Annotated in this window: 20 protein-coding genes; 8 read left to right on the top strand and 12 right to left on the bottom strand. The window is 70.8% G+C overall.

Annotation, left to right across the window (positions count from 1 at the left end; all coding sequences use genetic code 11):
* Positions 1-19 precede the first annotated feature (19 nt).
* Positions 20-502, bottom strand: coding sequence for a hypothetical protein (locus HD601_RS13630; protein ID WP_184822658.1), 483 nt, complete (start codon positions 500-502; stop codon positions 20-22).
* Between the two features lie 142 nt (positions 503-644).
* Between HD601_RS13630 and HD601_RS13625 the strand changes: the two genes are divergently transcribed.
* On the top strand, positions 645-1,667 hold the full coding sequence (locus HD601_RS13625) for a cyclic nucleotide-binding domain-containing protein (RefSeq protein WP_184822655.1): 1,023 nt from the start codon (positions 645-647) through the stop codon (positions 1,665-1,667).
* Entirely contained in the window at positions 1,664-2,494 is an 831-nt protein-coding gene (locus HD601_RS13620) for an MBL fold metallo-hydrolase (protein ID WP_184822653.1), read from the top strand. Before HD601_RS13625 ends, HD601_RS13620 begins: the two co-directional genes overlap by 4 nt.
* A 268-nt stretch (positions 2,495-2,762) precedes the next feature.
* Here HD601_RS13620 and HD601_RS13615 read toward each other — a convergent pair whose 3' ends face one another.
* The 10 genes from HD601_RS13615 to HD601_RS13570 form a co-directional block, all read right to left on the bottom strand.
* Positions 2,763-3,185 carry a hypothetical protein gene (locus tag HD601_RS13615; RefSeq protein WP_184822651.1) on the bottom strand — a complete coding sequence of 141 codons (423 nt, stop codon included), beginning with the start codon at positions 3,183-3,185 and terminating at the stop codon, positions 2,763-2,765.
* Between the two features lie 320 nt (positions 3,186-3,505).
* Complete coding sequence (truA, locus tag HD601_RS13610) at positions 3,506-4,375, bottom strand: tRNA pseudouridine(38-40) synthase TruA (protein ID WP_184822649.1); 870 nt, start codon at positions 4,373-4,375, stop codon at positions 3,506-3,508.
* Between the two features lie 26 nt (positions 4,376-4,401).
* The gene (gene rplQ, locus HD601_RS35680) at positions 4,402-5,001 is read right to left on the bottom strand and encodes a 50S ribosomal protein L17 (protein WP_184822647.1); all 600 of its coding nucleotides are present in this window, start codon (positions 4,999-5,001) and stop codon (positions 4,402-4,404) included.
* Positions 5,002-5,047: 46 nt separating this feature from the next.
* Positions 5,048-6,061 carry a DNA-directed RNA polymerase subunit alpha gene (locus tag HD601_RS13600; RefSeq protein WP_184822645.1) on the bottom strand — a complete coding sequence of 338 codons (1,014 nt, stop codon included), beginning with the start codon at positions 6,059-6,061 and terminating at the stop codon, positions 5,048-5,050.
* Positions 6,062-6,151: 90 nt separating this feature from the next.
* Complete coding sequence (gene rpsD / locus HD601_RS13595) at positions 6,152-6,757, bottom strand: 30S ribosomal protein S4 (protein ID WP_184822643.1); 606 nt, start codon at positions 6,755-6,757, stop codon at positions 6,152-6,154.
* A 32-nt stretch (positions 6,758-6,789) separates the two neighbouring features.
* Positions 6,790-7,188, bottom strand: a complete 399-nt coding sequence (rpsK, locus tag HD601_RS13590) for a 30S ribosomal protein S11 (protein ID WP_026877472.1) — start codon at positions 7,186-7,188, stop codon at positions 6,790-6,792.
* 80 nt (positions 7,189-7,268) lie between these two features.
* A complete protein-coding gene (gene rpsM, locus HD601_RS13585) occupies positions 7,269-7,646 on the bottom strand; it encodes a 30S ribosomal protein S13 (RefSeq protein WP_069110663.1) in 378 nt (125 codons plus the stop codon).
* 167 nt (positions 7,647-7,813) lie between these two features.
* Positions 7,814-7,927 (bottom strand): 50S ribosomal protein L36, encoded by a 114-nt coding sequence (rpmJ, locus tag HD601_RS13580; RefSeq protein WP_015883600.1) that lies wholly within the window; start codon positions 7,925-7,927, stop codon positions 7,814-7,816.
* A 67-nt stretch (positions 7,928-7,994) separates the two neighbouring features.
* A complete protein-coding gene (infA, locus tag HD601_RS13575) occupies positions 7,995-8,216 on the bottom strand; it encodes a translation initiation factor IF-1 (RefSeq protein ID WP_026877474.1) in 222 nt (73 codons plus the stop codon).
* Positions 8,217-8,437: 221 nt separating this feature from the next.
* Complete coding sequence (locus HD601_RS13570) at positions 8,438-8,911, bottom strand: DUF1707 SHOCT-like domain-containing protein (RefSeq protein ID WP_221440941.1); 474 nt, start codon at positions 8,909-8,911, stop codon at positions 8,438-8,440.
* Positions 8,912-9,457: 546 nt separating this feature from the next.
* Here HD601_RS13570 and HD601_RS13565 point away from each other — a divergent pair.
* From HD601_RS13565 to HD601_RS13540, 6 genes are read left to right on the top strand one after another with little or no spacing between them, the layout of a single operon-like run.
* Positions 9,458-10,525, top strand: coding sequence for an ABC transporter substrate-binding protein (locus HD601_RS13565; RefSeq protein ID WP_184822641.1), 1,068 nt, complete (start codon positions 9,458-9,460; stop codon positions 10,523-10,525).
* A gap of 50 nt (positions 10,526-10,575) precedes the next feature.
* The gene (locus HD601_RS13560; RefSeq protein WP_184822639.1) at positions 10,576-11,631 is read left to right on the top strand and encodes a cupin domain-containing protein; all 1,056 of its coding nucleotides are present in this window, start codon (positions 10,576-10,578) and stop codon (positions 11,629-11,631) included.
* 13 nt (positions 11,632-11,644) lie between these two features.
* Positions 11,645-12,694 (top strand): cupin domain-containing protein, encoded by a 1,050-nt coding sequence (locus HD601_RS13555; protein WP_184822637.1) that lies wholly within the window; start codon positions 11,645-11,647, stop codon positions 12,692-12,694.
* A 3-nt stretch (positions 12,695-12,697) separates the two neighbouring features.
* The gene (locus tag HD601_RS13550) at positions 12,698-13,561 is read left to right on the top strand and encodes an alpha/beta fold hydrolase (protein ID WP_184822635.1); all 864 of its coding nucleotides are present in this window, start codon (positions 12,698-12,700) and stop codon (positions 13,559-13,561) included.
* A gap of 10 nt (positions 13,562-13,571) precedes the next feature.
* On the top strand, positions 13,572-14,792 hold the full coding sequence (locus tag HD601_RS13545; RefSeq protein WP_184822633.1) for an ABC transporter ATP-binding protein: 1,221 nt from the start codon (positions 13,572-13,574) through the stop codon (positions 14,790-14,792).
* The gene (locus HD601_RS13540; protein WP_184822630.1) at positions 14,789-16,540 is read left to right on the top strand and encodes an ABC transporter permease; all 1,752 of its coding nucleotides are present in this window, start codon (positions 14,789-14,791) and stop codon (positions 16,538-16,540) included. The genes HD601_RS13545 and HD601_RS13540 overlap by 4 nt, the downstream gene beginning before the upstream one ends.
* Positions 16,541-16,716: 176 nt before the next feature.
* On the opposite strand, the gene map is transcribed toward HD601_RS13540, so the two are convergent.
* A complete protein-coding gene (gene map, locus HD601_RS13535) occupies positions 16,717-17,526 on the bottom strand; it encodes a type I methionyl aminopeptidase (RefSeq protein ID WP_184822628.1) in 810 nt (269 codons plus the stop codon).
* Between the last annotated feature and the right edge of the window lie 4 nt (positions 17,527-17,530).

Genomic DNA, 17,530 nt, shown 5'->3' with positions numbered 1-17,530 from the left:
GGAGGGCGCGACCGGGGGGTCAGCCGCGCCGGCCGGGGCTCCCGAACGTGGCGAGCCCGACGATCCAACCGGTGAACAGCCCGTACGCCGCGCCGGCGGCGGCCGCCTGGAACGCGCCCAGCGTCGACGGGTTGCTCTGGATGATCGCGGTGAGCAGGCCGGCAGAGGCGCCGGCGAAGATGTACGCCGCCCAGCCGGAGAGCAGCTGGCCGGCAGAGTTCCGGGCGGTCTGCCCGGCGAGGACGGCCAGGAACACCGCGGTGAAGACCACCACGAGGATCGCGCGGAGCATGATCGCGAAGATGTCCCGGACCGGGAGGTCGGCGTCGAAGTTCCACGACGGCCAGGTGAGGAGGGTGAGGAACCAGTCGAGGGCGCCACCGCCATTGGCGTTGTCGCGGGCCCAGTCGACGTACGGCGGACTGCCGAACACGAGGACCAGTACGAACGCCGCGATCACGCCGGCGGCGGTCGTCGTCCGATGCTTGGTCAAGACTCCCATACCGCCTGAAATACCCCACTTGATCAATGTCAAACGGCGTGCCAGCACCCCCTCCACCTCGCCTGCCTGCACCCTGCCGGCCCACGACGGCGCTCCCTAGCGTGGGGAGCAGCATCGACCCGTCCGACCTGGGGGCAGAGACATGACCACCCGCATCGAGGCCACCGCCACCACGCTGTCGTGGATCCCGTCCGAGGCCGTCACCGGGCTCACGAAGGCCGCGTTCGAGACCGGCTTCACCCACTACGACCCGCCGCCGCCCGGCGACCTCGGTGACGCCACCGGCCTCGAGCAGCTGCGCGCCGACGACCGCTTCCGCTATGCCAACGTGCTGGCCGGCTGGGCGGAGGTCGAGAACGGCCGGGTCGTCCGGGCCGGCTACACCGGCGCGTCGGGCGTGCGCATGGGATCGACGACGGTGCGCATCGGCAAGCTGGGCGCCACGTTCGCCGCCGTCGCGCTACCGGACCTGCGCCGCGAGCCCGAGTACCTGGCCGACGGCAGCGTGCGGCTGACGCAGACCTGCGGCGGCCGGACGGCGTTGCCGGCGCCCCGCGCGGTGCCGCACCCGCCGTTCGTCAAGCTGCAGTCGCCGCTGGTATGGACGACGCTGTCGCTGGTCATCCACCCGGACGGCCGGTCCGTCGTCGAGCTGCCCGGAGCCAGCGCGTTCCCGCGGCACTGGGTGTACGACGGCGGCGGCGCGCTCACGCTGAAGAGCGGCCTCACCGACTACTCGGGCTGGGCGGCGCACTCGTTCGGCTCGCGCACGCCGTGGGGCGACGAGGACTCACCGGCGCTGACCGTCGAGGTCGAGAGTGCTGCCGAGCGGGTGATGTCGCGGCTGCTCATGGGCGGCGCACAGAAGCCGCGCATCCGGACCCTCGCCGCCGAGGACATGCTGACGCTGCAGGGCGAGCCCGGCGACGAGCTCTACCTGCTGCTCGACGGCGTCCTGCGGGTCGAGGTCGACGGGCGGCGGCTGGCCGAGGTCGGGCCGGGCGCGGTGCTGGGCGAGCGCGCCGTCCTGGAGGGCGGACGGCGCACCTCGACCCTGATCGCCGCCACCCCGGTGCGGGTCGCGGTGGCGCCGTCGACGGCCGTCGACCGCGACCGGCTGGCCGAGCTGGCCGGCTCGCACCGCCGGGAGGACGTGACGGCGTGAGGGTCACCCTGCACGGTGTCCGGGGCTCCACGCCCGCCCCCGGCGCCGCGTTCGTGCGGACCGGCGGGCACACGTCGTGCGTCTCGGTCACCGTGCGGGGCGAGACCGCGCCCGGGCTCGTGCTCGACGCCGGCACCGGTCTCGCGAACCTGACGGCGCTGCTGGGGGGCGCGCCGTACCGCGGCGACCTGGTGCTGAGCCACCTGCACTGGGACCACGTGCAGGGGCTGCCGTTCTTCCGCTCCGGCGACGTCGACGGCGCCGACGTGCGGCTGTGGCTGCCCGCCCAGTCCGTCGCGGCGCCGGACGTGCCGGGGTCGGCGGCGACGCTGCTGCGCCGGGCGATGTCGCCGCCGCACTTCCCCATCGGCCCCGAAGGACTGGCCGGACGGTGGCGGTTCGGCGCCCGCGATGCCGGCTGGTTCGAGGCCGGCGGCGCCCGGGTCCGGCTGGCCGACATCGCGCACAAGGGCGGGCGCACGTTCGGCATCCGGGTGGAGGCCGACGGCGTCAGCCTCGCCTACCTGCCCGACCACGACGCCGCGGCGGACGACGGAGCGGCCGCCGACCTGGCCGACGGAGTCGACGTGCTCCTGCACGACGCGCAGTTCACCGACGGCGAGCGCTACTGGGCCACGGCCTACGGACACGCGACCGCCGGCGACGCCATCGCGCTGGCGGTACAGGCCCGCGTGGGCCGGCTGGTGCTCATCCACCACGCCCCCACCCGCCCGGACGACGAGGCGGACGAGTTGGCCTCGAAGCACGCGGCGGCCGCACCCCTGCCCGTCGTCGTCGGCCGCGAGAACGACGTCCTGGAGCTGTGAGTTCGAGGTGTGGCCGGGTGGGCGAGGTGGGCTCCGCCTCGCCGTCGCCTTTCGGTCCGGCGGGGCTGTGGACAGCGATGATCATCAAGGATCCAGTACATCACCAGGCTTTCACCCACACCAATAGGCCTGCAGGCCTCGTGGAGTGGGAGAAATCATGGTGGGCAGCCCAGAAACCGCCGGCAAATCCCACATCGCGGACACCGCAGCCCGCCAGGACGCCCCACCCGTCGCCAGACTCCCCCGCCCCGCCAGGCGAAACCCAGCTCTACTGGATGCCGTGGCGGCGGAGGATGGCCTCGATGTCGTCGAGCTCCGGGTCGCCGGAGGATGCCTGCTGCTTCTTGCCGCGCTTGGGGGCGGCGTCGACCGCGCCCTTGGGCGCCGGCCCGGACTCGCCGACGGCGTCGGCGGCCTTTGCGGAGCCCCTGGGCACCTCGAGCTTCTGGCCCGTCACGAAGAGCAGGCCGGCCACCGCCAGCAGCCCGACCCCGACCCAGGCGACCGGCGAGAAGACCAGGCCCGCGACGAAGCCGACGAAGCCGATGGCGGAGGCACCCATGAGCAGGAACCCGCCCGCCGCCATCTGCAGCGAGGCCGCCCAGCCCTTGGCCCGTGCCTGCCGCACGGACAGTACGACAAGCCCGAGCCCCAGTGCGGCTACGGCAATCTCGATCGCGTCGGTGAACACTCCTCCAGGCTACGCGCCCGGGCCGCGTTTGCCCTCAGGGATTCCCCCGACCTACCCCCTGGACACGATTGTCGTCGCCCCGGGCAAGCCCGCGACCGGTCCCGCCGTGGTCGGGTTCCGCCGGCCGCTCACGACCCGCGCCCCAGGCCATGATCATCAACCTTTTGCGTCGCCAGGACAGCACAAACGGTTGATGATCATGGAGAAGGTCGGGTCTAGAGCGACATGGAGGGCGCCTTCCTCCATGATCAACAGTGAGCGGCCGACGCAACCCGACACCGGCGGGTCTGAGGGCCCGGCGCTCCTGGGGCGCGAGGGGATCAGCCCAGCGTCCGCACGTTGCGCGCGGCCGCGGCGCGGGCCGCGAGCCGATCGTCGGGCGGGTAGCCGACGGCCTCGAGGGTCAGCCCGTGCGGCGGGATGACGGTGACGCCGGAGTCGCGCCGGCCCGCGGCGAGCACCGTCGCCGGCCAGTCGACCGGGCGCCGGCCGTCGCCGACCAGCAACAGCGCGCCGATCATGGCCCGCACCTGGTTGTGGCAGAACGCGTCGGCCTCGACGGTGGCGACGGCGAGCCCGTCGGCCGTGCGCTCCCACGACAGCACCCGCAGCTCGCGGATGGTCGTCGCGCCCTCGCGCGGGCGGCAGTAGGCCGCGAAGTCGTGCTCGCCGAGCAGCCCCAGGGCCGCGGCGTTCATCGCCTCGACGTCGAGCGGGCGGTCGTGCCAGAGCACGAAGGCGCGCAGCAGCGGGTCGGCGCCGTACGCGGTGTCGGCGACGCGGTAGCGGTAGCGGCGCCAGACGGCGGAGAACCGGGCGTCGAACCCGGCCGGCGCCTCGGCGACGCCGTGCACCCGGACGTCGCCGGGCAGGACCCCGGCCAGCCGCCGCAGCAGCGCCACTGCCGGCGGCCGGTCCGAGCGGCCGGGCGCCGCCGCCCACGCCGTCGCCGGGACGTCGACGTGGCAGACCTGGCCGCGGGCGTGCACGCCGGCGTCGGTGCGCCCGGCGACCGTGAGCCGCGGCGGGTCGATGCGCAGCACCCGGCCCAGGGCCTCCTCGAGCACCCCCTGCACGGTCCGCAGACCCGGCTGCGTGGCCCAGCCGGAGAACGCCGTCCCGTCGTAGGCGAGGTCGAGCCGGACACGCAGCAGCCCGCCGCCACCGGGTGCGGGGTCGGCGGGCTGCATGACGGTGCTGTGCTGCGACGCGGAGGTCAGGCCTTCTCGGCCTTGTCCTCGTCGTCGCCCTTCGCCTCGGCGGCGTCGTCGGCCGCGGCCTCGGGGGCCTCGTCAGCCGTGGCCTCGGCAGCCTCCGTGGTCTCCTCGGCCGGAGCCTCGGTCGCCTTGTCGGCAGGAGCCTCGGTGGCCTCAGCAGCCGAAGCCGCGGCGGCGGCCGGAGCCGCCGTCTGCGCCGCGCGCCGGGTGGCGCTCGTCGCCTCGGTCACGACCTGCTCGGCCAGGGGCTCGACCAGCTCGATGACCGCCATCGGAGCGTTGTCACCCTTCCGCGGACCGATCTTGACGATCCGGGTGTAGCCGCCGTTGCGGTTCTCGTAGCGCGGGCCGATCTCGGCGAACAGCACGTGCACGACGTCCTTGTCGCGGATCGTGCTGAGCACCTGGCGCCGCGCGTGCAGGTCGCCGCGCTTGGCCTTGCTGATCAGACGCTCGGCGACCGGACGCAGGCGGCGGGCCTTGGCCTCGGTGGTGGTGATGCGGCCGTGCTCGAACAGCGCGGTCGCCAGGTTGGCGAGGATCGCGCGCTGGTGAGCCGGCGAACCGCCCAGGCGAGCACCCTTGGTTGGGGTGGGCATGGTGATCTACTCCTGTGTGGTGGCGACCGCTACCGGCCGCGCTCGGTCAGTACTGCTCGTCCTCGGCGTAGGACTGGTCGTCGTCGCCGTAGCTGTCGACGGCCGCGGCCGGGTCGAAGCCGGGCGCGCTGTCCTTGAGGCCGAGGCCCATGGTGGCCAGCTTCGCCTTGACCTCGTCGATCGACTTCTGGCCGAAGTTGCGGATGTCGAGGAGGTCGGCCTCGCTGCGGGAGACGAGCTCACCCACGGAGTGGATGCCCTCACGCTTGAGGCAGTTGTACGAACGGACGGTCAGCTGCAGGTCCTCGATCGGCAGCGCGAGGTCGGCGGCCAGCTGGGCGTCGACCGGCGACGGGCCGATCTCGATGCCCTCGGCCTCGATGTTCAGCTCGCGGGCGAGCCCGAACAGCTCGACGAGCGTGCTGCCGGCCGACGCGAGCGCGTCCCGCGGCCGGATCGACTGCTTGGTCTCGACGTCGACGATGAGCCGGTCGAAGTCGGTGCGGCCCTCGACGCGGGTCGCCTCGACCTTGTAGGTGACCTTGAGGACCGGCGAGTAGATGGAGTCGACCGGGATGCGGCCGATCTCGGCGTCGGCGCGCTTGTTCTGCACGGCCGACACGTAGCCGCGGCCGCGCTCGACCGTCAGCTCCATCTCCAGCTTGCCCTTGCCGTTCAGCGTCGCGATGTGCAGGTCCGGGTTGTGCACCTCGACCCCGGCGGGCGGCGCGATGTCGGCGGCGGTGACGGCGCCGGGACCCTGCTTGCGCAGGTACATCACGACGGGCTCGTCGTGCTCGGATGAGACGACGAGGCCCTTGAGGTTCAGGATGACGTCGGTGACGTCCTCCTTCACCCCGGGGATGGTGGTGAACTCGTGCAGCACACCGTCGATGCGGATCGACGTGATGGCCGCGCCGGGGATGCTCGAGAGCAGGGTCCGGCGCAGCGAGTTACCGAGCGTGTAGCCGAAACCCGGCTCGAGCGGCTCGATGGTGAACCGGGCGCGGTAGTCGTTCAGCGACTCTTCGCTGAGACTGGGACGCTGGGTGATGAGCACTTCTGACTTCCTCTCCGCGACGCCCGCTATTTGACTGTCGCGATCAGGAGCCGTGGCCGGCGGGAGTGCCGGCCACGGCCGTGGTGCGGGTTACTTCGAGTAGAACTCGACGATGAGCTGCTCCTGGACCGGCGTGTCGATCTGCTGCCGGGTCGGGAGCTGGTGGACCAGCACGCGCAGCTGGTTCGGGATGACCTCGAGCCACGCGGGGACCGGGCGGTCGCCGTGGGTCTCGCGGGCGATGATGAACGGGGTCGTCTCCTTGGACTTGTCCCGCACGTCGATGACGTCGTGCAGGGCCACCTGGTAGGAGGGCACGTTCACCTTGCGGCCGTTGACCGTGAAGTGGCCGTGGACGACCAGCTGGCGGGCGTGCCGCCGCGTGCGGGCCAGGCCGGCGCGGTAGACGACGTTGTCGAGGCGCGACTCCAGCAGCTGCAGGAGGACGTCACCCGTGCGCCCCTGGCGCCGGTTGGCCTCTTCGTAGTAGCGGCGGAACTGCTTCTCGAGGACGCCGTAGGTGTAGCGCGCCTTCTGCTTCTCGTGCAGCTGGAGGCGGTACTCGCTCTCCTTCTGCCGGCCGCGGCCGTGCTGGCCGGGCGGGTAAGGACGGCGCTCGTAGGCCTTGTCCTCACCGATCAGGTCGACGCCCAGGCGGCGCGACTTCTTCGTGAGTGGGCCGGTGTAACGGGCCATGGTGGATCAGGTCTCCTCGGGGTCTCGGCGGGTCAGACGCGGCGGCGCTTCGGCGGACGGCAGCCGTTGTGCGCCTGCGGGGTCACGTCCGAAATCGAACCGACCTCGAGGCCGACGGCCTGCAGCGAGCGAATCGCGGTCTCCCGGCCCGAGCCCGGGCCCTTGACGAACACGTCGACCTTGCGCATGCCGTGCTCCTGGGCACGGCGGGCGGCCGCCTCGGCGGCCATCTGCGCGGCGAACGGCGTCGACTTGCGCGAGCCCTTGAAGCCCACCTGGCCGGCGCTGGCCCACGCGATCACGTTGCCCTGAGGGTCGGTGATCGAGACGATCGTGTTGTTGAACGTGCTCTTGATGTGCGCGACACCATGAGCGACGTTCTTCTTCTCCTTGCGGCGCACCTTGGTCTGGCGGCCCTTGGCGGGTGGCATGTGTGCGGTACTCCTGTCCGAAAGCTTCGTAGGTCAGCGGTTCGCTGCGCGCGACGGCGAAGAGGTCGCCGTCGCGGCACTCACTTGCCGGCCTTCTTCTTGCCGGCGACGGTCTTCTTCCGACCCTTGCGGGTACGGGCATTCGTGTGAGTGCGCTGACCACGGACGGGGAGCCCGCGGCGGTGCCGGATGCCCTGATAGCTACCGATCTCGATCTTGCGGCGGATGTCGCTCTGCACCTCGCGGCGCAGGTCACCCTCGATCTGGTAGTTGGCCTCGATCCAGTCGCGGAGCTTGACCAGCTCCTCGTCACCGAGGTCCTTGACGCGGATGTCCGGGCTGACGCCCGTCTCCTTCAGAGTCTCCAGCGCTCGGGTACGCCCGATGCCGAAGATGTACGTGAGTGCTACCTCCAGGCGCTTGTCGCGCGGGAGGTCGACGCCGACGAGGCGTGCCATGCGGTTGTTCCTCACTGGTTCGTTCGGAGGTGTCTGGCGCACCGCGTCCCGGCGATCCGTTGCCGCCGAGCCCCGGCCTCCGCCCGGGGGTGGTCCCTGCCTGGGGCAGGGGTGCAGGTGCGTTGTCCTGGGTATTCAGTTGTGTCCGGGCGACGAGGCGCCGGTGATCAGCCCTGACGCTGCTTGTGACGCAGGTTCTCGCAGATCACCATGACCCGGCCGTGGCGGCGGATCACCTTGCACTTGTCGCAGATCGGCTTGACGCTCGGCTTGACCTTCATCGAGGGACTCTTTCGTGGACGTGAAGAGAGAGTCGGACGAGCCGCGCCCTCAACAGGTGTCGTCGGGTTACTTGTAGCGGTAGACGATGCGACCGCGGGTCAAGTCGTACGGGCTGAGCTCCACCACCACGCGGTCCTCGGGGAGGATCCGGATGTAGTGCTGGCGCATCTTGCCGGAAATGTGGGCAAGCACCTTGTGACCGTTCGAGAGCTCCACCCGGAACATCGCGTTCGGGAGAGCCTCGGTCACGGTGCCCTCGATCTCGATGACCCCGTCCTTCTTCGGCATGTCCTCCGCACTTCTTCGTCGTCGTCTTCCGCCTCGGCACACCGACACCGCCTGAGTCCAGGGGGACGGGCGGCGAGCTGTCACGAATGGCCCTTGTCCTCGATCGAGAACGACCGCGGACCAGCCGCAGGGCACAACGAAACAGACCACAGTGGGCCGACCAAGAATTGTACGGCAAGCGGCCTACCAGAGGCCAATCGGAGCAGCAAGCCGACCCGCGGTCAGCGCTGTGAGGGCGTCTCGCCGGACCGGTACGCCATTTCGAGGCCGCCGAGCAGCACGCCCCAGGGCCCGGCCACCCAGACGGGCCAGAAGTACTCGGGACCGCCGCCACCGATGCTGACCAGCAGCCAGATCATGAGGTTGACGGCGACGGCGATGCCGTAGACCCACCACGAGAACGTGAGCAGGCCGCGCGCGATGCGCCGGCCGGTACGCCGCCTCGGGGGCCGCGGCGCGGACAGCGGAGTGGCCAGCGGGCGGGGCACGAGGCCTGCGGCGGGCTGGCGGCGCACCGGCAGGTCGGCGATCAGGCGGTCGAGGTCCTGGTAGGTCTTGGCGACGTAGGTGGCCTCGACCCGGCTCAGCAGCTCGTCCTGACCCAGCCGGCCCTCACCGTGCGCGTCGCGCAGGATCTCGGCGACGCGGTCGCGATCGGCGTCGCTGGCGCGCATCTCGAACCGCTCGGCTCCCATGCGTTCCAGTATCCGCCCGCTCGGGGCACCCGCCTATCGGGGTAACCCCCCAGTTCTCCCCCGAGACCACCCCCGGTTCGGGCGGGCGGCGCGCAGTGCGCCGAACGGGCCGCGGCGGCGACGGGCGCAGCCTTATCCTGGCCGGGCCGCGGGATCGAACCGGTCGTATCAAGAAACGGTGACGTTACAGTGACCCCCTTGACTCCGGCATTGTATCCATTATCTTATCGCCAATAGCACGGCCGAGCGCGAGCTCTCAACTCGGCCCCATAGCGAAGCCCTGCGAGCAAGCATGGTGATCGCGGTCGCCGCGACGCCCCAGCACTGTCCCACTCAGAGGAACGCTCGACACCCATCCGGGGGGCACATCGGATTCACGAGCCGGCCGCACCCAGCCTGACCCAGACCCGGAGTCCTCGCGGGCGGACGCTTCCGACAGCCGAATCCCGGCAGCCGCATCCGCACAGAGCTTCTCCGGCAGGCAGCCGGCTTTCGGCACGTGCAAGGTCGATCGGCATCCCATCACGGGAACATGGAGGACGCGTCATGACCAGCAGAAGGATCCGCCCGGCGTTGGTTGCCGGAGGCCTCGCACTCAGCCTCGGGGTCCTTGCGGCCTGCGGGGGCGGAGACGACGACACGACGGAGGCGGGCTCGGCCGGCTTCCCCGAGGCGACGAACATCGACGACGTCTGTGCGGCGGGCGCCGAAGAGGGTGTCGTCAACGTCCGCAAGACCACCGATGCCGAGGTCTTCGCCCAGGAGATCGTGCCGTTCCAGGAGAAGTACCCGGACATCGAGGTCGAGTTCGTCTCGCAGCGGCCCGAGGACGTCATCCAGCAGGTGGTCACGTCGACGCAGGCCGGTCGCGGCAGCGACACCGACGTCGTCGACCTCGCACTCGACGACGCCAAGCCGCTCTTCGACCGCGACCTGGTCGCGAACGTCGAGTGGACGAACCTCGGGATCCCCGAGGAGAACACCGTCGACATCAACGACATCAACGTCTACCGCAGCCAGCGCGAGATCTGGGGCCTGGTCTACAACAGCGACCGCACCTCGCCGGACGACCTGCCCGACACCTGGGCGGAGCTGACCGACCCGAAGTACAAGGGTCAGATCGTCATCGACCCGCGCGCCAACAGCACCGGCTACCTGGCCGTCGCCTGGGGCGAGGACGAGACCAAGTCCTGGTACGAGGACCTGCTGGCCAACGAGCCGCTGGTCGTCGAGGGCGAGACCGCCGGTCTGCTGAAGGTCGGCGCCGGTGAGGGCGTCATGGCCACCAACTCCTACGACGCGACCGTCCGCGAGCAGCAGAGCAACGGCGTCCCCGTCGACATCAAGTACCTCGACGACGTCGTCGGCGCCAAGGACCACTACGCCGTCATCATCAGCGAGACCGAGCACCCGAACGCCGCCATGTGCTTCCTGGCCTGGTACGGCAGCGAGGAGGGCCAGGCCGCGCAGCTGGAGTACGAGTTCAAGGACAACATCGCCAAGCCGGACTTCGTCCCGGAGCACGCCGACTTCGCGATCATCGACTCCTTCGAGGACATGGAGATGGTGTCCGGGGTCACGCAGGAGCTCTCCGCGATGACCGTCGGCGGCTGACCCGCCCGCTTCACCCCGTCCGGCGTCCGGTTCCAAGGGAGGAGTCCAGCATGGCGCAGATGAAGACCGAGGGTGCCTCGCACTACGACATCCAGAACGAGCGCAGGGATGCGCAGAAACAGTTGTGGCGCAAGCACCAGACGGCCCTCATCAAAGGCGACAGCGTCGCCATGCTGGACTCCCCCCACCGCCGGACCCGGCGCGGCATCTACAAGGGACCCGAGGGCGAGAGCACCTCGGTCCTGATGGACGCGTCGGTCCACGAGATCTCCCCCGGCATCACCACGACCACGCACCGGCACTCGTGGGACGCCATCATGTTCGTCATCGGCGGCTCCGGCTGGACCGAGATCGGCGGGCAGCGCATCGAGTTCAAGCCGTGGGACACCATCCACATCCCGGCCTGGGAGTGGCACCGGCACGGCAACACCGGGACCAAGGACGTCCGCTACTTCACCTGGTCCATGGAGCCCATGCTCGAGTGGTTCGGCCTGGCCACCCTCGAGGACGCCGGCGACGAGGCGCCCGCCGACCTGCCTCCGCCACCCACCAGCGGCGCCCTGAGCGACCTGTTCGGCCTCGACGGCGGCGACCCGTACACCCGCCGCCTCACGCGCCTGGTCACCAGCGACGAGCAGGCCACGTCCCGCCGGCTGCACACCGCCTGGGACGACGTCACGCAGCGCGTCTCGCGCCGCGGCGCCCGCTCCAGCTTCCTCGTCGACTCCTCGCTCGGCTACCAGACCAGCGGGCTGTCCGCCGTCATGCACGAGCTGGCGCCCGGGCTCTGGCAGGCCCAGCACCGCCACGGCGGCGAGGCCCACCTCTACATCGTCTCCGGCAACGGCCACACCAAGGTCGACGGCGTGCCCCACCACTGGACCAGCGGCGACCTCGCCGTCGTCGACCACTGGTGCTGGCACCAGCACTGCAACGACGACCCCGACAAGACCGCCCGCGTCATCCGCGTCCACAGCACCTTCGGCACGCTCATGCGGGCCCTGATGCACCCGCTCCCGATCCTCGAGGAGGACCCCGACCGCGACCGCCCGGATCTCTCGAACGTCGTGTGGCCCGATCCGAACATCGACCGCCCCGAGGCGTGAGGAGACCGACGACATGGCGCAGATGAAGACCGAAGGTGCCTCGCACTACGACATCCAGAAGGAGCGCCGCGAGAACCAGGCGGCGCTGTGGCGGTCGCACCAGGTCCCGGTCGTCAAGGGCGACGCGGTGAAGCTCGAGGACGTGCCCAGCCGGCGGACACGGCGCGGGGTCTACAAGGGACCCGAGGGCGAGAGCATCTCCGTCCTGATGGACGCCTCGGTGCACGAGATCTCGCCCGGCGTGACGACCACGGCGCACCGGCACTCGTGGGACGCCATCATGTTCGTCATCGGCGGGTCCGGGACGACGGAGATCGGCGGGCAGCGCATCGAGTTCAAGCCCTGGGACACCATCCACATCCCCGCGTGGGAGTGGCACCGCCACACCAACACCGGTGGCAAGGACGTCCGCTACTTCACCTGGTCGATGGAGCCGATGCTCGAGTGGTTCGGCCTGGCGTATCTGGAGGACGCCGGCGACGAGGCGCCGTCGACCCTGCCGCCGCCGCCCACCAGCAAGGCCGCCGCGGCCCTCGTCGAGACCGACGACCCGTACGTGCGCCGGCTGCAGCGCCTCATCGGCAACGACCAGGAGGCCGGGAGCCGACGGCTGCACACGGCCTGGGACGACGTCACGCAGCGTGTCTCGCCCCGCGGCGCCCGCTCCAGCTTCCTCGTCGACTCCTCGCTCGGCTACCAGACCAGCGGGCTGACCGCCGTCATGCACGAGATCGCGCCCGGGCTCTGGCAGGCCAGGCACCGCCACGGCGGCGAGGCGCACCTGTTCGTGGTGTCCGGCAACGGGCACACCAAGGTCGACGAGGAGCCGCAGTACTGGACCAGCGGCGACCTCGTGGTCGTCGACCACTGGTGCTGGCACCAGCACTGCAACGACGACCCGGACAAGACCGCCCGCGTCATCCGCGTGCACAGCACGTTCGGCGACATCGTCGACGCGCTGCTCGACCCGGTGCCGACGCTGGAGGAGGACCCGGTCCGCGACCGGCCCGACCTGTCCGGGCTGGTCTGGCCGGACCCGAACGACGACCGCCCGGAGGCATGACACGTGACCGCCACCGCCACCCACACCGAGCGCTGGTTCGACGTCGACGGCCTGCGGCTGCACGGCGTCGAGTGGGGCGACCCCGACGGCGTCCCGCTCCTCATGCTGCACGGGGTCGGCAGCAACGCCCACTTCTTCAACTCGCTGGGCCCGCGCCTCGAGGACCGGATGCCGGGCCGGTACCGGATCCTGTCGCTGGACCACCGCGGCTCCGGCGACAGCGACAAGCCGGAGACCGGCTACGGCATCGAGCGGGCCGCGCAGGACGTCATCGACATCCACGACCAGCTCGGCGGCGCGCCGATGGTGATCGTCGGCCACTCGCGCGGCGGCTGGCTCGGGCCGTACATCGCCGGGCGCTGGCCGTCGCGGGTGTCCGAGCTGGTGCTGATCGACCCGGCCCGGATCTTCTTCGCGACCACGGAGGACGCGGACGACTTCTACGGCGCCGTCGCGGCCGGCATGGGCCCGTTCGACACCCTCGACGACGCCCTCGCCGCGGCCCGCGAGAAGGACACGACCATGAGGTGGACGGCGGACCGCGAGGCCGCCGTGCGCGCCGGCCTGGAGGAGCTGCCCGACGGCCGCTGGCAGGCCAAGATGCCGCGCAGCGTGCTCCAGGCGATGCGAGCGGCCCGCGAGGACACCGACCGCGTCGGGCCCGTGCTGCCGGACGTGACGGCGCGGGTGCTCATGTTCGTGTCGTCGCGCTCCAACGACTGGCGGCAGCAGCAGAAGCTCGAGTACGCCCGCAGGTTGCCCGACGGAGTCCGGGTCGAGATGGTGGACGCCACGCATGCGATCCACCAGGACGAGCCGGACCTCGTCGCGGACACCATCACCGAGTTCCTCCGACCGGAAGCGTGAGGTCAGCATGATGAACGAGACACGTGAGGCCGACGAGCTCGAAGTGGAGGAGACCGGCGGGCCGCGGAAGCACGCCATCCACGTCCGCGAGCTCGAGCACGTCTACGGCACCGGCAAGAAGAAGTTCACCGCCGTCGACCACATCTCCTTCTCCGTCGAGGAGAGCCGGTTCTACACGCTGCTCGGCCCCAGTGGCTGCGGGAAGTCGACGACCCTGCACTGCATCGCCGGGCTGGAGCGGCCCACGTCGGGCGAGATCGAGCTCGGCGACACCGTGGTGGTGTCGTCGCGCCGGTTCGTGCCGACGCACCGCCGCGACATCGGCATGGTCTTCCAGGACTACGCCGTCTGGCCGCACATGACGGTGTTCGAGAACGTCGCGTTCCCGCTGCGGGTCGGCCGGACGAAGGTCCGCGACATCAAGGACCGCGTCATGAAGGTCCTCGAGACCGTCGGCATGGCGCACCTGTCGGAGCGGCGGCCCTCGGAGCTCTCCGGCGGCCAGCAGCAGCGCGTGTCGCTGGCCCGGGCGCTGGTCCGCGAGCCCAGCGTGCTGCTGCTGGACGAGCCGCTGTCGAACCTCGACGCCACGCTGCGCGAGCAGATGCGCGCCGAGCTGCGCCAGATCCAGCGCCGGCTCAAGGTTACGACGATCTTCGTCACGCACGACCAGTACGAGGCGCTGGCGATGTCGAACCGCATCGCCGTCATGCGCAACGGCACCATTGTGCAGGAGGGCACCCCGCGCGAGATCTACCGCGAGCCGAAGGACGCCTTCGTGGCCTCGTTCATCGGCGTCTCCAGCTTCCTCGAGGGGACGGTCGCCTCGGTCGGCGACGACGGCTTCGGCTGGGTCGACGCCAACGTCGGCCGCATGCGCACCCGGGTGTCGCCCGACGTCGTCGCCGGCGACCGCGTCCTGGTGGTCGTCCGGCCCGAGGGCGTCGTCCTCGAGCCGCTGGGCACCGAGGGCCAGGAGAACCACTTCCCGGCCGTGGTCGACTACCGGCTGTACCTGGGCGGCGGCTACGACTACCGGCTCCAGGTGGGCGGCGTCCCCGTCCGCGCCACGCGCCCGGCCAACGAGCCATACCGCAACAAGGACAAGGCCGTGGCGCACCTGCCGGCCGAGGAGTGCATCGCGATCCCCGCCGGCGACGAGAAGCACGCGCCCCCGCCCGGCACCATCATGGAGGACCCGCGCGACCAGGTCCCGGGTGGTCTGACATGACGCTGCTCAACGACCGGCCGGCCGCCGCGGCACCGCCGCCCGCCGCCCGGCCCCAGAAGCGGACCTGGCGCCCCAGCGGCAAGGCCGTGCTCACCGTCGGCGTGGTCGCGATCCTGCTCTACCTGGTGGCCGGCCCGCTGGTCATGCTCATCGGCAGCAGCTTCCAGGACTCCTCGACCGGGCTGCCACTGTCGGCCAGTGCCGAGTGGACGCTGGAGAACTACTCGCGGGTCTTCGGCAACGAGCAGACCTACACGGCGCTGGGCAACACGCTGATCTTCGCCGGCGGCGCGCTGGCCATCGCGTTCACCCTGGCCGTGTTGTTCGCCTGGCTCATCGAACGCACCGACATCCCGTTCCCGAACGCCGCGTTCGTACTGCTGGTGGCGCCGTCGGGCATGCCCTTCCTGATCGTCTCGATCGCGTGGTCCCTGCTGCTCAACCCCACCAACGGGCTGATCAACCAGGTGCTCGACAGCGCCTTCGGGTTCACGGTGAACATCTACTCGATGCCGGGCATGATCTTCGTGCAGGGCATCGGCATGGTGCCCATCACGTTCCTGCTGGTCTCCGCGGCCATCAAGGGCATGAGCAGCAGCCTCGAGGACGCCGCCAGCACCTCCGGCGCGACCCTGCCGCAGACGCTGCGCCGCGTGACCGTCCCGATGATGACGCCGGCCCTGCTCGGCGCGTTCGTCTACCTCATCGTCAACGTGGTCGACACGCTGGACGTGCCGCTGGTGCTGGGCCTGCCCGGTCACGAGATCGTGCTGAGCTCGCAGGTCTACCTGACGTCGCGGCCGCCGGCCGGCCTGCCCGACTACGGCGCGGCCAGCGTCTACGGCATCCTGATGATCGGCATGGTCATCATCCCGCTGCTCATCTACAACCGCCTCATCGGCCGGGCCAACGCCTACACCACCATCAGCAGCCGGGCGCGGCACCCGAAGAAGATCCAGCTCGGCGTCTGGCGCTACCCGGCGCTCGGCCTGCTGGGCCTCTACGTCCTGGTCGGCTTCGTGCTGCCGTTCCTGATCCTCGTCTGGGTGAGCATCCAGCCGTTCTACGAGGGCATCTCGCAGGCCGCGTTCGACCGGATCACCTTCGACGGCTACAAGGACATCTTCAGCAGCGGCGCCGTCGGCGAGGCGTTCCTCAACACGCTGATCCTCGGCACCGCCGCCGGCACCGCAGCCGTGGCGCTGGCGACGCTGACGTCCTGGCTGATCGTGCGGTCGCGGTCGCGGGCCACCTGGATGCTCGACCTGCTGGCGTTCATGCCGCACGCCTTCCCCGGCGTCGCCATCGGTCTGAGCATCTCGCTGATCTACCTGGTGCTGCCGATCCCGATCTACGGCACCATCTGGATCGTCGTCATCGCCATGGCCACGCAGTACGTCAGCCTCGGCACCCGCCTCACCACCAGCGGCATCGTGCAAATCCAGGAGACCCTGGAGAAGGCCGGCGCCACCAGCGGGGCGGCCATGCGGACCATCTGGCGCCGGATCCTGGTGCCGCTGCTCCGCCCGGCGTTCGTCAACGCGTTCCTGCTGGTGTTCCTGGCCAGCATCCAGAACCTGACGCTGCCGCTGATGCTGCAGTCGCCGGACAACATCGTCGCCTCGACCCTGCTGTGGGGCCACTGGGACCGCGGCAACGTCACCAGCGCGGCCGTGCTGAGCGTCGTGATGACGATCATCACCGTCCTGGCGGCGGGCTTCCTGCGCAACACGACTCGAAAGATGTAGCGGCGATCGACGGGGCGGGGTCGGTGCGGCTCGGGTGGGTGCCGCACCGGCCCCGTCGTCGCGTCCACCCCCGACCCGAGTTGATCATGGGGAAAAGCGGGTTCCCAGCGACCTGGAAGCCGACCTACTCCATGATCAACAAGGACCGCGGGGGCGGCTGGTCGACGACGGACCGGTCAGGCGCGGTGGGCGGCGGCGGCCGGGACCCCGAGCTCGGCGAGCCGGGCGGCGCCGCCGTCGAGCGCGGTGAGGACCCAGGGGCCCTCGGGGGTGACGGCGATGCTGTGCTCGAAGTGAGCCGCCCAGGAGCCGTCGTCGGTCTTGACCGTCCACTCGTCGGCGAGGACGTGGGTCTCGGGGCCGCCCATGGTGATCATCGGCTCGACCGCGAGGCACAGGCCGGGCACGAGCTTCGGGCCGCGCTGGCGGCTGCGGTAGTTCATGACGTGCGGGTCCTGGTGCATGGCGGTGCCGATGCCGTGCCCGCCGTACTCCTCGACGATGCCGTAGGGGCCGCGCTCGACGATGGTCTTCTCGATGGCGGTGCCGATGTCGCGCACCCGGCGGCCGGCCGTCATGGCGGCGATGCCGGACCACAGTGCGTCGTCACAGTCGGTGAGGAGCTTGGCGACCTCGGCCGGCACGGAGCCGACCGGCACCGTCACAGCGGAGTCGCCGTGCCAGCCGTGCAGGACGGCGCCGAAGTCGAGCGAGACGATGTCGCCGTCGGCGAACGGGGTGGCGTCGGGGATGCCGTGGACGACAACGTCGTTGACCGAGACGCACACCGTCGCCGGGAAGCCGCCGTAGCCCAGGAAGTTCGACGTGGCGCCGCGGGCGGCCAGCTCGCGCCGGGCGATCGCGTCGAGGTCCAGCGGGGTGGCGCACGGCACGATGGCCGCGCGCATCACCTCGTGGATCTCGGCCACGACCAGCCCGGCCGCGCGCATGCCGGCCAGCTGCTCCGGCGACTTGATCTCGATCATGGGG

Origin of the sequence: Jiangella mangrovi (assembly GCF_014204975.1) — a bacterium.
Taxonomy (GTDB): domain Bacteria; phylum Actinomycetota; class Actinomycetes; order Jiangellales; family Jiangellaceae; genus Jiangella; species Jiangella mangrovi.
This window is presented reverse-complemented; position numbering and strand designations above follow the sequence as displayed.